This window comes from Ruminococcus sp. XPD3002 (assembly GCA_900119535.1).
GTDB classification, from domain to species: domain Bacteria; phylum Bacillota; class Clostridia; order Oscillospirales; family Ruminococcaceae; genus Ruminococcus; species Ruminococcus flavefaciens_H.
Map to the genome: position 1 here is coordinate 79,269 of FPJT01000011.1, position 15,163 is coordinate 94,431.

The window sequence follows — 15,163 nt, forward strand, 5'->3', positions numbered from 1 at the left end:
ATCAGCAGATGATAACGCCCTCTTCCGACTCTGTCAGCTCGCCGAGGATGTATGCATCTTCGCCTGCTGCCTTAAGTACGGATACAGCCTTGTCTGCGTCATTTTTGTCAACGCATACTATCATTCCAACGCCCATGTTGAAGGTGTTGAACATGTCACGCTCCGGAATGCTTCCGCTGCGAGCGATAAGGTCGAATATAGGAAGCACCTGAACTGCGTTGCGCTCGATCTTTGCAGCAAGGTTCTTGGGGAGTGAACGTGGGATGTTCTCGTAGAATCCGCCGCCTGTTATGTGGGATACGGATTTTACTGTAACCTGATCTATAAGGCTCATTATAGCCTTTACGTAGATACGTGTAGGAGTAAGGAGAGTTTCGCCGAGAGTAGCTCCGAGGTCATCAAAATGCATAGCGAGGTTCTGTTCGTTCACATCGAAAACGCTTCTTACGAGTGAGAAGCCGTTTGAGTGTACGCCGCTGGACTTGATAGCGATAAGAACATCGCCTGCCTTCTGGGTATCGGGCTTAAGGAGCTTATCCTTGTCCACAACACCTACAGAGAAGCCTGCAAGGTCATACTCGTCCTCGGGCATAAGGCCCGGATGCTCTGCTGTCTCTCCGCCGATGAGAGCGCACTCAGCCTGAACACAGCCCTCAGCAACGCCTGAAACGATCTGAGCGATCTTTTCGGGAACGTTTTTGCCGCAGGCGATATAGTCGAGGAAGAACTGTGGCTTTGCGCCGCAGCAGATGATATCGTTAACGCACATTGCTACGCAGTCGATACCGACTGTATCGTGCTTATCCATGATAAATGCTATCTTTATCTTGGTGCCTACTCCGTCAGTACCCGATACGAGTACAGGCTTGTTTATGCCTGTCATATCCAGCTCGAAAAGGCCGCCGAATCCGCCGATGCCTGAGAGTGCGCCCTTAGTCATAGTGCGGGCGATATGGCTCTTCATCAGCTCAACAGCCTTGTAGCCTGCGGTAACGTCAACGCCTGCCTTCTTGTAGCTTTCTGAAAAACTGTTGTTCATATAAAAATCCTCCATTTTATTAGCCTTTAGCCGTTAGCCTTCAGCTTTCAGTCTGATGCGCCCTGAAGTGAATACAGTGGACGCACCATAGCTGAGGCTAATGGCTGACAGCTTAAAGCTGAATTATTCTTGTCCGTTCCAGCAGTAAGTGCAGAGCTTACATTCTTCCATCGGAGCAACAGCTGCAACAGTACCCGGAAGTGACTGGAATTCAAGTGAAGTGAGCTTGAGTCTGCGGCAGATCTCGTCGCGGAGACGTCTGCCTCTTTCTGTATTTGAATCGCTGTATTCTGAAATGTACTTTATACCCTCTGCGCCCTCGAATTCGTCGATTATCTGACGTGCGATGAGCTCCATTTCAGAGGTGCTGCGTGAGAAGTTGAGGTATTTGCAGCCATACATTATAGGCGGACAGGCAGAACGCATATGTACTTCCTTGGCACCGTTCTCGTAAAGGAACTCTACAGTTTCTCTCATCTGTGTGCCGCGGACGATACTGTCATCCACAAAGAGAAGCTTTTTGCCCACGATAAGCTCGTGAACGGGAATGAGCTTCATTTTTGCCACCTGATTTCTCATGCTCTGATTTGTCGGCATGAAGCTTCTTGGCCATGTGGGGGTGTATTTTATGAACGGTCTTGCAAATGGTATGCCGCTCTTGTTGGCATAGCCGATAGCGTGTGGAGTTCCTGAATCGGGAACGCCGCAGATATAGTCCACATCGGGAAGTCTGCCGTTCTTCATATCATTTTCAGCCATGATCTCGCCGTTGCGTGTACGCATGACTTCTACGTTGATACCTTCGTATACGGCATTCGGATAGCCGTAATATGTCCACAGGAAGGTACATATCTTCATCTTTGAGGGATCGCCTTCGCTGAGTGTGCGGCACTCGTCTGCTGTAAGTTCAGCGATCTCGCCTGCCTGAAGCTCCTTGTATGTATCGTATCCAAGCTTCTGGAATGCGAAGGACTCGGTTGAAAGACAGAAACCGTCGCTTCTTCTGCCGATGATTATGGGAAGTCTTCCGAACTTGTCCCTTGCGGCGATGATGCTGTTCTTTGTGAGGATGATAAGGGACATTGTACCCTCTATCTTATCCTGTGCATAGCGGATACCGTCCACGAAGTTGTCCTTCTGTGCAATGAGAGCGCCGATAAGGTCGCCCGAATTGATATTTCCGCTGCTCATTGTCTCGAAATTGGCACAGCCGTTTTCAAGAAGCTCGTTTACAAGTGCGTCTGCATTGCGGATGATTCCGACTGTACATACTGCATAGAGTCCGAGCTTTGAGCGGACCAGTATAGGCTGGGGATCTGTATCGCTGATACAGCCGATACAGAGCTTGCCCTTCATTTTTATAACGTCATTTTCAAATTTTGTCCTGAACGGGGAGTTTTCAATGCTGTGGATGTTTCTCTGGAATCCCAGATCCTCGGCATAAGATGTCATACCGCCGCGGCGTGTGCCGAGATGCGAATGATAGTCTGTACCGAAGAAAACGTCAGTAACGCAGTCGTTTTTTGATGCTGCACCGAAGAATCCGCCCATTGCATTATTCTCCCATAAGTCTCTTCATGATTTCCTGATAAGCCTCTTCAACGCCGCCCATATCTCTGCGGAAGCGGTCCTTATCGAGCTTTTCGTGAGTTGTGCTGTCCCAGAAACGGCATGTATCAGGTGAGATCTCGTCAGCGAGGATAATAGTTCCGTCGGAAGTCTTACCGAACTCGATCTTGAAGTCGATGAGGTCGATGTTGAGCTTCTTGAAGAAGTTTACCATGAACTCGTTTACCTTGAAAGCGTACTTAGCGATAGTGTCGAGCTCTTCCTTTGTAGCAAGACCGAGTGCGAGTGCATAGTAGTCGTTGATGAAAGGATCGCCGAGATCGTCGTTCTTATAGCTGAATTCGAGTATAGGGCAAAGGAGCTTCTTGCCTTCCTCAACGCCCATTCTCTTTGAGAAGCTGCCTGCTGCTACGTTTCTGATGATAACCTCAAGAGGAACGATAGATACCTTCTTAACGATAGTCTCACGGTCGCTGATCTCCTCAACGAGATGTGTCGGAACGCCTTCCTTCTCGAGCATCTTGAACATGTAGTTTGTCATTCTGTTGTTGATGACGCCCTTGCCTGAGATAGTGCCCTTCTTCTCGCCGTTGAAAGCTGTAGCATCGTCCTTGTAATCGACGATAACGAGGTCGGGATCGTTTGTAGCAAATACCTTCTTAGCCTTGCCCTCGTAGAGCTGTTCCTTCTTTTCGATGTTTTCCATTTTTAAATTCCTCCTGAGATATTAAAAATTGTGATTGTTTATGCAATTCCGCATCATTGCGGAAATTGTAGGTTTATTCAATGCCGTCTGAAACGGGAGTCACAACGACTTTGCCGTTTTCGTCCAGCAGGGGAGTAAGTCCCGAAGCTCCCGCACCGAGAGTATTCAGGTAATTCACGCCTGTTTTCTTATCGACGATTATCTGTATTGCGCCGTTCACGCCGAGAGTCTGTTGGGCTCTTATGGCGAATCTTTTTGGCTCTTTTTCTTTACCGAACATGGAATGTTCCTTTCCTGATAATTATACACGCAGCAGCATATCTGCCGCCGACTGCGGTGTACGTGTGATATAGTCCGCACCTGCCTGCGTAAGCTCCTCAACGGGGCCGTAGCCCCAGAGGACTCCCATACATTTCAGACCTGTCTTATGCGCGCCGAGAACATCCTGCCTGCGGTCGCCTATCATAAGTACGCTGCTCCTGTCGGTTATGCCCGATTTTGCAAGGACGTACTCTATCACCTCGTGCTTGTAGTCCCTTGAACCGTCAAGCTCGGCTCCGCCGATGATATCGAAGTATGGCGACATGCCGAATCTGTCGGCTATGCGTACTGCGTATACCTCAGGTTTGCTTGTGGCTATCATCAGGCGTTTGCCTGCGCTCCTGAGCCTGTCCAGCAGCTCGGGGATACCGTCGTATACGCGGTTCTCGAAGAGTCCGACGGTGGAGTACCTTTCGCGGAATATCTTTACCGCTTCGGTTATCTGCTCGTCGTTCATGCCGAGAAACTCGGCAAAGGACTGGCGTATAGGCGGTCCGAGGAACTTGTTTGTATCCTCGGGCACTTCAAATCCCATCTGCTTTATGGCGTGTTCAAGGCAGTTTATGATTCCCTCGGTGGAGTCTGTGAGAGTTCCGTCGAGGTCGAAGAGAAGTGTATCAAAGTTCTTCATTACGTAGCAAGTGTAAGGTCGAACCAGTTATCTGTGTTTGAGAACAGCCATTCAAGACCGCGTCTGCGCTCGAATACTACCTGTCCGTTCAGACCGCCTGTGGGACAATCGGGATCAACTGTGTCTTTGCGGACAACTGCCCAGCTGTATCTGAAATACAGGTCGAGCATATCGAGTATCTCGTCGATATCTCTCGGATGGCATTTGTTCTTGAATTCCTCTAAGGTCTGGCAGGAAGATACAAGGCGTACAGCGGCTTCAACGTCGCAAATCTCGTTTGCATCGGTGATATCGTCTACGAGTCCCATTGCCCATGCGATAGCCCAGAAGTCCTCGTATTCCCAGATGACTTCCGTAACGTCCGTACCTGTGAACTTGCCGTTTATAAGGAGCATCTCCTTGGGGTTGAGGTTGAGTTCAAGGCCGTAATGCTGGATAAGTCCGATGAAATAGCGCACCTGATCGGTGTCCTCTGCGCCTATGGCACAGCCTATCTGTGTGGATATGATAGCTGAGAGAGCACGGCGGCATATTGCGTCGAGACTTCTCATATTGACCTGTGATGCAGGCTCTATCATCGGAAGCGCATCGTTGACTCCGATGCCTTTTTCCCTGAGTATTTTTTCTGAACGTTCTTTTCTTTCAGCAGGTGTCATATCAATAACCTCCTTATGTGGGGGATGTTTTTTAATGTATCAGAGAGCTGCTATCTGCTCCTGAAGCGCCTTGTCCTTGGCGATAACGCCGTCAGCCATAGCCTTCTTTTCGGCTGCGAGCTTAGCTGCAAGCTCCTCGTCCGAGATCGCAAGCATCTGTACTGCAAGCACTGCCGCATTCTTTGCGCCGTCTATGCCGACTGTTGCAACAGGTACTCCCGGAGGCATCATTACTGTAGCAAGGAGAGCGTCAACACCCTCGAGTGCCTTTGACTTCATCGGGATACCGATAACGGGGAGAGTTGTGTGGCCTGCAACTACGCCTGCAAGGTGAGCTGCCATACCTGCGGCACATATGATAGCGCCGAAGCCGTTTTCTCTTGCCTTTGAAGCGAATTCGCAGGCTTCTGCGGGAGTTCTGTGAGCACTCATTACTCTGCACTCGAACTCTACGCCGTATTTTTTCAGCTCTGTAAGTGCTGATTTAACAACAGGGAAATCGCTGTCGCTTCCCATGATAACTGCAACTTTCTTTGACATGGTATTATCTCCTTTTTTCATTGTGAAGCAGAAGCTGTGGTAGGCTCTATCTTCGGCGACGGATCACCGTCATAGCTTTCGTGAGGTCCCGTAGGCTTCTGCGGATCGTTATTGTCATTTTCCTCCGCACTCTCTGTGGGAGGCTCGGGTTTCGGATATTCGGGAGCGCTCTGTAGGAACGAACCCGAAACAGCGGTGAGGTTGCTTTCGCTGCTGCCGCTGAATTCTATCGATGCACGATATTCGTCACGCATTGTCTTTGCTTCGCCTGTTTCGTCCGAGTAGTTTATCTCGGTATCGGTTACGACTGAAACGGAGTAATGCGGTGTATCATCCTCCGACTTTGCGGAGTATATGTATATATCGGGAACGCTTATAAGGCGTTTCGAGAGTATCTTGTGGTCATCGGGGAAGAGCTGCACGAAGTTTCCGTGACTTCCCGTGGTTATGCTGCTGAGCATATCATCGTTGCCGCTGTAGGCGTATTCAAGGTATCTGCCGACGGAATCCGATATCATTTCAAGCATGTTGACGTTCAGTTTTGAAAGCAGTACACGGCTTGATATGTCGAAGGTGTAGCTGCATCCGAGAGTCTCACCCGTTACCGAAGCACTCTTGAAGAGAAAATCCTCAGAGGAAGGCGAGTAGGTGTAGATACCCTTTGCGGTACTGAGTACAAGCCCGTTGGCGTTGGCAACACAGCTGTCCCATGAACGCCTGAACATCGGTCTGAAGCTGTCACTGTAGACCACCACCGAATTATCGGAATCCGAAACAGCGGTGTAGTAGCTGACCTTGTCTGCACTGCGGCCGGTTATGCTCCTGTATATAAAAGGTATGATGATATTTCCCTCGTAGTCGATACAGCCGCACATCATGTGCCCGCCTATGCGCTTTGAGGCTATGCAGCAGTTATCGGCTGCGAATTCAAGCGAGTTCCACTCGGGAGCTACGATTATGCGGTCGCTGCCGTCGATGATGCCGTAAAGGTTATTGCTGTCGGAAAATATCCTGTTTCCTTTCGAGTCGCTGTCAAGTCTGCGGACTATCTCCGCCTGTGAAGAATTACTGCCTGTGCCTTCGGGTTCTGTATAGTAGAAACGGGTTATGGCTGCTGCAAGGACGATAATGAACATAAACAGCAGAGATACTACAAGTCTGGTGTGCTTGTTCAATACGGTTCACCTCTCAGCGGAGAAATTCAGGCATTTTTCTTTTTGGAGCGGTATATCTCGTCGGTCTCGCTTGCAATGTATATCGGACGGTGTTTTGTTTCGAGATAGGTCTTTGCAAGGTACTGACCGAGTATTCCCGTACAGAAGAGCTGGAGTCCGCTCAGCAGGAATATCACGCATATAGTGGTCGGATAGCCTGCAACGGGATCGCCGAAAACAAGCGTTTTTATGACTGTTATTATCATGAGTATGAATGCTATGATACAGCTGATTATTCCGAGCATCGAGGCGATAGCCAGCGGAGCTGTCGAGAACGCCATGATGCCTTCAAGAGAATACTTGAAGAGTCCCCAGAAGGACCATGATGTAGTGCCTGCGGGACGCTCTACGTTCTCGTAGGGGAGGTACTTTACCTTGAAGCCTACCCAGCTGAAAATACCCTTTGAGAAACGGTTATACTCGGACATATCGAGTATTGCATCCACCATCTGACGTGTCATGAAGCGGAAATCCTGAGCGCCGTCAACTATCTCGGTCTGGGATATCTTGTTCATGATCTTGTAGAACTTCATTGCGAACCATGAACGTATCTTTGATTCACCTTTACGGTTCACACGGCGTGTGGTAGCGCAGTCGTACTCTCCGTCCTTTACATGACCGTACATTTCGGGAAGAAATGCAGGGGGATGCTGGAGATCGGCGTCCATTACGACAACGTAATCGCCCTTTGCGTTCTTAAGACCTGCGTACATTCCCGATTCCTTGCCGAAGTTACGCGAGAAGGAAATGTATCTTACACGCTTGTCCTTATCCGCAAGCTCACGGAAAATTTCGAGGGTGCGGTCCTTTGAACCGTCGTTTATAAACAGGAACTCAAAAGTGAGTTCGGGCCATTTTTCAGACATGCCGTTTGTTACTTTAATTATCTCCTCATAGAACATGGGGAGAACTTCTTCTTCGTTGTAGCATGGCACGACAACTGAAACGAGTTTCATGAAACTCCTCCTTTTGACATACATTTATAATAATTAAACGGAGCTTTATTCTCTGTCTTTAATCAATACACTTTTATTATACTACAAAACACTCAGCACTGCAAGAGAAAAATGAAAAAAATACAAAAATGTTTCAAAGAGAACTGCTCATCACGGAGAGGGTGATTATTAATTGAGAAAAACAGATTACAAAAAGAAAAAAATAATTATCTCGGATAATGTGAATGTTATTCAGTTATTTCAAACAGTATGTGGAGTTTTTGACAAAAAACACTATAACGTTTTGTTGTTTTCTCCGAAAAAATTGAATTTGGTATAATTTTACGTGGTTATTTTTAAGAAAGTGTTGATTTTTTTTGTCGCATAATGTATAATATAAATATATGGAGTCTGCATTTTCTTATGCTGTAAGGAGTATACAGTTGCTCCCTCGGGGAGCTTTTGGAGTAAAAAAGCAGCTCAATCGGATGAATTCGGCTTACGCTGCCGTGAAAGCGGTGTCCGTGCGGTTTTTTGACGGACGGAAAGGAGAATCGTTATGATGTATATAACACTTGTTACCACTTCTTTCAATGACGAGGTACATGGCACCAGTAATGATAAAAAGACGGGCTGCGGTATAAACCTTCTCAAGCCTGAAAACGTTACTCGTTTTCGCAGAGGCGACAGGATGAAGGACCTTAAGGAGATCACCTGCGAAAAATGTAAGGAACGCATCGCCAAGGAGATCATAAGATCTGATAAAAAAGAAATGGCTAAGCTCATGAAAGAGGAAAAACAGCGTGCTAAGATGGGCCTTAGCGACGAAGGTATCGTTCCTCTCGGAAATACCACTGCAAAGATAACCGCTGCTCCCGAAAAACAGGTCAGCGAAAGAGCTTTCAAGCCTGAGCCTTTCCGTTCACCGTTCAGCGATCCCGAGCCTGAACCGAACAACGTTCCCGAGGAAGAAGTTGTAAAGATCCCCGGAACAAATGTCGCTATGGACAATACCCTCTCACAGTTTGCTATAAATGTTCCAGAGGAACCGGAAGAGGAGATCGTTTCAGAGCCTGAAACAACTGACGATTTCCTTGCTCAGTTCGCAGTTCACGATACAGAAGAAGCTCCTGCAGCTTCTGCTCCCGTTTCACCTCAGAACGATTTTCTTGCTCAGTTTGCTATACCCGCACAGCCTGCTCAGCCACAGCAGCCTGCACCTGCACCTGCTCCCGCAATGAACGGCAACCAGCTGCCACAGGGCAATGATATCATGAGCATGTTTGCTATAGGTTCTCAGAGCAATGCTCCCGAGCAGCAGAACTCATATGAGGCTCCGCAGAATAACTATGGCGCTTCACAGAATAATTACGGTGCACAGCAGAACAGCTACGGTGCTCCGCAGAATAATTACGGTGCACAGCAGAACAACTATGGCGCTCCGCAGAACAATTACGGTGCACAGCAGGCACCTCAGTACAATAACGCTCCTGTACAGGAAGCTGCTCCTGCTGCAAACGAGTGGGATTCAGTTGCTAATCAGCTCTTCGGATATAACAACATGACAGAGGCAAATGCTCCTATAGCTCCTACAGCTCCTGCATTATCTCCCGATGAGCCCGCTGAGATGGCAGAGCTTGCCCCTGCACCTGTTATCGACGATATAGAGTCCGCAGCAGCTGCTGCCGCAGCTACTCTCGGCGGATACAAGGCTCCTACACGCGAAGAGGGCAACAGCATCTCTGCAAGAGCAGTTGCAGCTGTAAATGCTCTCAAACAGCCTCTTATCGATGATATAAATCCTTCACCTTACAGTAACCTCGGCGAGGACTTCGGTGTCCGTGAGGAAGAGGAGATCGTGCCCGAATACGACGAGACTCCTGTTGTTGAAGCAGCTCCCGTTCAGCCCGAGCTTCCTCCGCTGGATTACCTCGAGCCTGTTCAGCCTGCTGCTCCTGTTCAGCAGAGCACACCTGTACAGCAGACAGCTCCCATTCAGCCTGCACAGCCGAAGAAGCCTTCAGTTCCGAGAACTGTTGCAAAGGCTTCAGAGGGCGAAGAGCCTTCCGGACAGATCGTTTCTGTACCTCAGTTCGCAGGCTATGACCTCGATAATAACCCTGTATATACATACATCCAGATGCAGATATCAGGCTATGATGAGAACGGTCAGCCTATACTCGCTCCTATCCCCGGTCAGCAGGCACCTGTTGATCTTGAGTTCGCTCAGAAGAGCGGCGCTGAGATCATCGATCCCGAGGATATTCCTTACAACCGTATGACTCCCGGACAGAGGATCGCTGCAGCAGCTGCTGCAAGAGGAAATGTCCCTGCAACCGCAAACATCTCAAAGATCGCTGTTCACGAGCATACAAAGGCTACTTCTCAGGCGTTCATACACGCTATCTCAGAATCAAAGGAGTATGCTAACCAGAGCCTTACAGATACTCAGGGCATGGTCCAGAGATCACGTGTTATCAATTCCGTTGAGGATGTTCTCTCAGAACTGGGTGACAGTTCCGCAGCTATCCAGCGCGACCAGAGAGCTGCTGCCGCTGCCGTAGCTGCTTCAAAGACTGTTGCAACTCCTCAGTACAGTGAATTCAAGCCTAAGAAACCTGCTCAGAAGTCACCTTATCGTCCGGCGAATACAGGCGGTTATAATTCCACATTCAATTCGTCCCCTTACGATAACGACTACAGCAGACCTATGACAAAGGCTGAGATCAAGGCTCAGAAGAAGCAGGAAAAGATCGATGCCAAGTTCAGAAAAGAAATGGCAAAGAGAGGCTATTGATAGCTTTATCACTTAATAAAATAATTCCCCCGCCGCACAGCGGGGGAATGGTATAAATAGGGGATTTCCCTACAGAAATATAATGTAAATGAGGTAGAAAATATGGCTTACAATGATATCCTTGAAGAACTCCGCTCACATATGGGCGACGATGCAGAAGCAAACGAGAAGTTCCTTAAAGAAGCAGGCGAACGCTATGCCCATGAGAGCAATTATGACGCTGTTAAGGCTGTAGGCGAGCTCCTTATGGAGAATATGCCCGAGGAACGCAGAAACGAGATAATCCGCCTTACTCATATCGACGGTGTGAGAATGGACGAGATCTACAATCAGGTGAATCGGCTTATTTCCGAAAAGAAACTGATAGAGGCTAAAAGCCTTGCTGAAAAGCTCTATAAGAAGGTAACTGTTGACTTCGCAGAGACTGATAAGGTAAAGTTCGTTTCACTGAGAAACCCCTTTGAGGATAATCTTTGTCAGCTCCTTTTCCCTTCGGAAAAGACTCTTAACCGCACTCCCTTTGATTTCTGCGCTTATCTTGCTACTTATGCTTTCATTCTCGTTGAAACAGGCTCTACTATAGACGCTCTCCCTATTCTCGAAAAGGCTATAGAATACAACCCTGTTGACGTGGGACCGCTCTTTGAAATGGCTGAAATATTCAAGCTCATCAAGAATAAAAAGCGCATGATAGAGGTAACTCAGCAGACTCTTAAGGTTGCTTCTTCACCTCTTGCTATTGCACGCTGCTATGCTAATATGGGTTATATGCTTACAGATTTTGCCGAGTATGAGGACGCTGTCGTGTTCTATACCGCAAGCGCTATGATGGCTCCTAATCCTGCTATCCCAAGAGAGATACAGCATGTTGCTGACCTTAAGGGAACTCCTGTAAAGGTTCCTCCGCAGGAAACTGTCGTTGAGACCATGAAGAAGTACGGTATGGAGTTCGGTCCCGACAAGAACGTTATATCTGTGGCTGCACAGCTCTCTATGCACTTCCTCAGCGAAAACGATATCCCCAATGCCCTTCAGGCTCTGAAAATGACATTCAACCTTACTCAGGACGAAAGTGTCAAGAAGCTCATACTCAAGTATGATCCCAAGGCTGCAACGATGAAGCCTTATGCAGAGAGCGAAAAGCCCGATATCAAGCAGACTGTTAACGATAACCCCGAAGAGTAATAATGACGGTGTGTCATGGGGCGATGTATATTCAGATATCCTATCCTCATGATACATCAGACCGGGAAATAATAGCGGGCGAGCGGAACTCGCCCCTACATAAAAAAACGATTTGTAGGGGCGCTTTCCGAGCGCCCCTCATATGTTCTTATCAGATTCCGTTTTATGATACTGCTATAATTACAACAGAAAAGCCATAGTACCACTGCTTTTGGTGGTGCTATGGCTATTTTTTATGCCTAATTGTGCTTGCTGATAATTATATTTGCAAGGATGTACGCCAGCTGTAACATTACCGATGCAATGAAGGGTATCGAACCTGCCGCAACGCTGAATCCTCTTCTGCTCTGCTTTGGTGTGGTAGAGGGGAGACGGTTGTTTACCATGAAGGATATCAGCATGATAAGTCCGAATACTGCTCCTGCTATCATTATCATTTCAATTGCAAAGAGGAAGAACATATCGTCTGTATCGCTTACCTCTTCCAGTATCGTTGAGAAGCTGTTAAGGAATATGTGGACTATTACCGACGGGATTATCGAACCGTGTTTCAGCGTTATGTGTCCCAGGAAAATACCTATTGTGAACGCAAGGATGAACTGCGGTATATTGCCGTGGGCGAGTCCGAAGAAGAATGCTGTTGCAAAAACTGCGAAACGCTGGTTAGCCTTGCCGAGTACCCGAAGAAGCATCCCTCGGAAGAAAAGTTCCTCGGTTATGGGAGCGATTATGCAGGTGTATATGGTCAGGACCGCAAATCCGATGCCTGTTTTCGCGTAGTCGCTCGTGTCCACGGGATTCGATGCATAGCCGAATTCCTCCATTATCTCGCTTATGCCGTTGCCTGCAAAAGCCGATACCGCCCATAGAAAAAATGCGGCACAGCAATACTGAACGGCGGTCCCGAGACCAAAATCACGGGTACGTATCAGCTGCGAGCCTTTGATACCTGCCCATTTCAGTCCCACGAAGGCGAATACAACGTTGCATATCAGATATACTAGCATATTCAGTCCCGAAGATATCGAGCTTCCGTTCATATACCGATGTATGGAGGTCATGGTCGCGCCGTTGTTCATCATAACTATTATCCCTGCAACAAGCTCCGCAAGAGCGGTTATCAGCAGGTAGCTTGCGCCGAACTGGAACAGTGTACACCAGCCGCCTATGGAGTAATTCCTGCGCAGGTTCCTGCGTTCGGAATAGTCGGGTTCAAGTGGGAGCACGTAATCCGCAACGGTTATATTCGGCTCTATTTTGCTGTAATCACCGCTGAAACCCTTGTATTCCGTCGGGTTGTCAAACGGATCGTATTGGTCGATCGCGGCTGCCCTGAGACGTTCCTGCTCCTTTTTTTCGAGTTTCTGAGTAAGGCTGTATATCTCATGGTTCAGCATCGCTATTTCCGCCCTGTAGTGTTCGGGGGTTATATTATCCGACATTGAACTGTTTTCCTCTCTTTCTATTCGATTATTCTTATTTTAACATATTTCTCACCGCTTGTAAAGAGGTATCGCATCAGGCGCACAGTGTGTACCCTTTTAATTCATAATGCTTAATTAATGTGTTCCCTGACTGGGACGAATTTGAATTGTAGGGGCGCATTCCGTGCGCCCGTTGGTAAACGGATAATTACCCACAAACCTGAAATCCTGTAGGGGCGGCGCTCCCTTAAATATTTCTGGAAATTGATTTTTGTCAATTTGGCAATATATCGGGAAATTTGCCGCATCGGGAATAAAAACTGCAAAAAAATTTTTTTCTTATTCAACCTTTTTAGGTTGAATAAGTGCCTTTTCCGCACCCCTTATGAACGGTGATGTTCACATGAAACAGTAAAGGAGGTAATGGTCATTTCAAACAAGTTAAGCAATGAGGAAAAGCTGTTCTGCTGCTTCTATGTCACCCTCGGAAGTGTGGGCGAAGCTGCTGTGAAGGCAGGCTTCAGCAGAGAAAATGCTCTCGAAGAGGGCATAGCGTGTCTCAGGGACAAAAGGTGCAGAAGGCTTATCAGTGAACTGAAACAGCTTCTCGGCGGCGAAAGCTGCGTGGTATCGGGACTTAAACGTCTTGTGTTCGGAAGCTGTGCGGATGCGGTCAGTCTTGCATTTGCAGACGAGCTTCCGCCCGGTCACGTTATCGATAAGCTGGACCTTTTCAACGTCTCGGAGATAAAAAGGGTAAAGGGCGGGGGAGTTGAGATAAAACTCTTCGATAAGCTGAAAGCTCTTGAAAAGCTCTATGAGATCGAGACTACTCTCAGTGACCGCGGAAGGTCCGATAGTCTCATCGAGGCGCTGGCGGCTTCTGTCGGGGAGGCGGACGATGCTGATCAGATTCTCACCTAAACAGCTCGTTACCATGAACTGGTGGCTGGATGAACGCTATAGCTCAAAGGACGCACTTATCTGCGACGGCGCTGTCAGAAGCGGAAAGACCTTTTCCATGTCCCTCGGATTTGTCATGTGGGCAAGCTGCTCTTTCAGCGGCAATTCCTTCGCAATTTGCGGCAAGACCGTCACTTCCCTCCGCAGGAACGTTATAACTCCGCTTATTGCTTTCCTGTCGGCTCACGGATTTACTTGCAGTGAGAAGATAAGTGCGAACTACATCGACATATCATTCCACAGCAATACCAACCGTTTTTACCTGTTCGGCGGCAAGGACGAGGGTTCAGCCGCACTTATACAGGGCATTACTCTTTCAGGTGTGTTTCTGGACGAGGTAGCTCTTATGCCCCGTTCGTTCGTGGAACAGGCTCTTGCAAGATGCTCCGTAAGCGGTTCGAGGATGTGGTTCAACTGCAACCCCGATAATCCTTCACACTGGTTCTATAACGAGTGGATAAAAAAGGCGGAGGAGAAAAATGCACTTTGCCTTCACTTTACTATGGACGATAATCCCTCGCTTTCCGAAGCCGTCAAGGAGCGCTACAGACGTATGTACTCGGGCAGCTTCTATGACAGGTTCGTCCTCGGCAGGTGGACTGCCGCAGAGGGTGTTGTCTACCCTATGTTCAATGCAGAAAAACATGTGTACAGCGGAGAGGTCGAATGTGAAAGCTTCGTTATCTCCTGCGATTACGGTACTGTCAATCCCTCGTCCTTCGGTCTATGGGGACTGAGCGGCGGAGTCTGGTACAGGCTCGGGGAATATTACTACTCCTCAAAGCGTGAAGGCTCTTCCCGTACAGACGAGGAGCACTATGCCGCTCTGGAAAGGCTTGCAGGCAGTCACGATATTTCAAGGATCATCGTAGATCCTTCTGCCGCAAGCTTCATCGAGTGTATCCGCAGGCACGGCAGATTCAGAGTGGTAAAGGCTGACAATGACGTTATATCGGGGATAAGAAAGGTAGGAACTGCTCTTAAGCAGAACAAGCTCCGCATACACGAAAGCTGCAAGGATATAATAAGGGAATTCTCACTGTATCGCTGGAACGAAAAAGCAGGTAACGATGCTCCCGTTAAGGAGAACGATCACGCTATGGACGATCTGCGCTATTTCGTTTCCGATATGCTGAGACACAGCGGAGAAGATGCACCGATAGTAATGTCGATTGCCCGCTGA

General features: G+C 48.2%; 14 protein-coding genes. 4 read left to right on the top strand and 10 right to left on the bottom strand.

The genetic code is table 11. From position 1 onward, the window contains the following. Position 1: 1 nt before the first annotated feature. From purM to BT127_RS11070, 9 genes are all read right to left on the bottom strand, one after another. A complete protein-coding gene (gene purM / locus BT127_RS11030) occupies positions 2 to 1,039 on the bottom strand; it encodes a phosphoribosylformylglycinamidine cyclo-ligase (RefSeq protein ID WP_075425056.1) in 1,038 nt (345 codons plus the stop codon). A gap of 123 nt (positions 1,040 to 1,162) precedes the next feature. Next, positions 1,163 to 2,590, bottom strand: coding sequence for an amidophosphoribosyltransferase (locus BT127_RS11035; RefSeq protein WP_075425057.1), 1,428 nt, complete (start codon positions 2,588 to 2,590; stop codon positions 1,163 to 1,165). Positions 2,591 to 2,594: 4 nt separating this feature from the next. After that, positions 2,595 to 3,314 carry a phosphoribosylaminoimidazolesuccinocarboxamide synthase gene (purC, locus tag BT127_RS11040; RefSeq protein ID WP_075425058.1) on the bottom strand — a complete coding sequence of 240 codons (720 nt, stop codon included), beginning with the start codon at positions 3,312 to 3,314 and terminating at the stop codon, positions 2,595 to 2,597. Positions 3,315 to 3,387: 73 nt separating this feature from the next. Then, positions 3,388 to 3,594: a DUF6440 family protein gene (locus tag BT127_RS11045; RefSeq protein ID WP_075425059.1), complete on the bottom strand. Its 207-nt coding sequence runs from the start codon at positions 3,592 to 3,594 to the stop codon at positions 3,388 to 3,390. Positions 3,595 to 3,615: 21 nt separating this feature from the next. After that, positions 3,616 to 4,266: an HAD hydrolase-like protein gene (locus tag BT127_RS11050; protein ID WP_075425060.1), complete on the bottom strand. Its 651-nt coding sequence runs from the start codon at positions 4,264 to 4,266 to the stop codon at positions 3,616 to 3,618. Then, positions 4,266 to 4,922 carry a DUF4272 domain-containing protein gene (locus BT127_RS11055; RefSeq protein ID WP_075425061.1) on the bottom strand — a complete coding sequence of 219 codons (657 nt, stop codon included), beginning with the start codon at positions 4,920 to 4,922 and terminating at the stop codon, positions 4,266 to 4,268. The genes BT127_RS11050 and BT127_RS11055 overlap by 1 nt, the downstream gene beginning before the upstream one ends. A gap of 39 nt (positions 4,923 to 4,961) precedes the next feature. Continuing rightward, the gene (purE, locus tag BT127_RS11060) at positions 4,962 to 5,462 is read right to left on the bottom strand and encodes a 5-(carboxyamino)imidazole ribonucleotide mutase (RefSeq protein ID WP_075425062.1); all 501 of its coding nucleotides are present in this window, start codon (positions 5,460 to 5,462) and stop codon (positions 4,962 to 4,964) included. 17 nt (positions 5,463 to 5,479) lie between these two features. Further along, complete coding sequence (locus BT127_RS11065) at positions 5,480 to 6,637, bottom strand: hypothetical protein (protein WP_075425063.1); 1,158 nt, start codon at positions 6,635 to 6,637, stop codon at positions 5,480 to 5,482. Between the two features lie 26 nt (positions 6,638 to 6,663). After that, a complete protein-coding gene (locus BT127_RS11070; RefSeq protein WP_075425064.1) occupies positions 6,664 to 7,632 on the bottom strand; it encodes a glycosyltransferase family 2 protein in 969 nt (322 codons plus the stop codon). 538 nt (positions 7,633 to 8,170) lie between these two features. Here BT127_RS11070 and BT127_RS11075 point away from each other — a divergent pair. Both BT127_RS11075 and BT127_RS11080 read left to right on the top strand, forming a co-directional pair. Further along, a complete protein-coding gene (locus tag BT127_RS11075) occupies positions 8,171 to 10,408 on the top strand; it encodes a hypothetical protein (RefSeq protein WP_075425065.1) in 2,238 nt (745 codons plus the stop codon). 102 nt (positions 10,409 to 10,510) lie between these two features. Continuing rightward, positions 10,511 to 11,593, top strand: a complete 1,083-nt coding sequence (locus tag BT127_RS11080) for a hypothetical protein (RefSeq protein ID WP_075425066.1) — start codon at positions 10,511 to 10,513, stop codon at positions 11,591 to 11,593. Positions 11,594 to 11,832: 239 nt separating this feature from the next. Here the strand turns inward: BT127_RS11080 and BT127_RS11085 are convergent, their stop codons facing one another. Then, the gene (locus BT127_RS11085; RefSeq protein ID WP_075425067.1) at positions 11,833 to 13,035 is read right to left on the bottom strand and encodes a CPBP family intramembrane glutamic endopeptidase; all 1,203 of its coding nucleotides are present in this window, start codon (positions 13,033 to 13,035) and stop codon (positions 11,833 to 11,835) included. A 405-nt stretch (positions 13,036 to 13,440) separates the two neighbouring features. Here BT127_RS11085 and BT127_RS11090 point away from each other — a divergent pair, with 405 nt between their 5' ends. Continuing rightward, positions 13,441 to 13,941, top strand: coding sequence for a terminase small subunit (locus BT127_RS11090; RefSeq protein ID WP_075425068.1), 501 nt, complete (start codon positions 13,441 to 13,443; stop codon positions 13,939 to 13,941). Then, positions 13,919 to 15,163, top strand: coding sequence for a PBSX family phage terminase large subunit (locus BT127_RS11095; protein ID WP_075425069.1), 1,245 nt, complete (start codon positions 13,919 to 13,921; stop codon positions 15,161 to 15,163). Before BT127_RS11090 ends, BT127_RS11095 begins: the two co-directional genes overlap by 23 nt.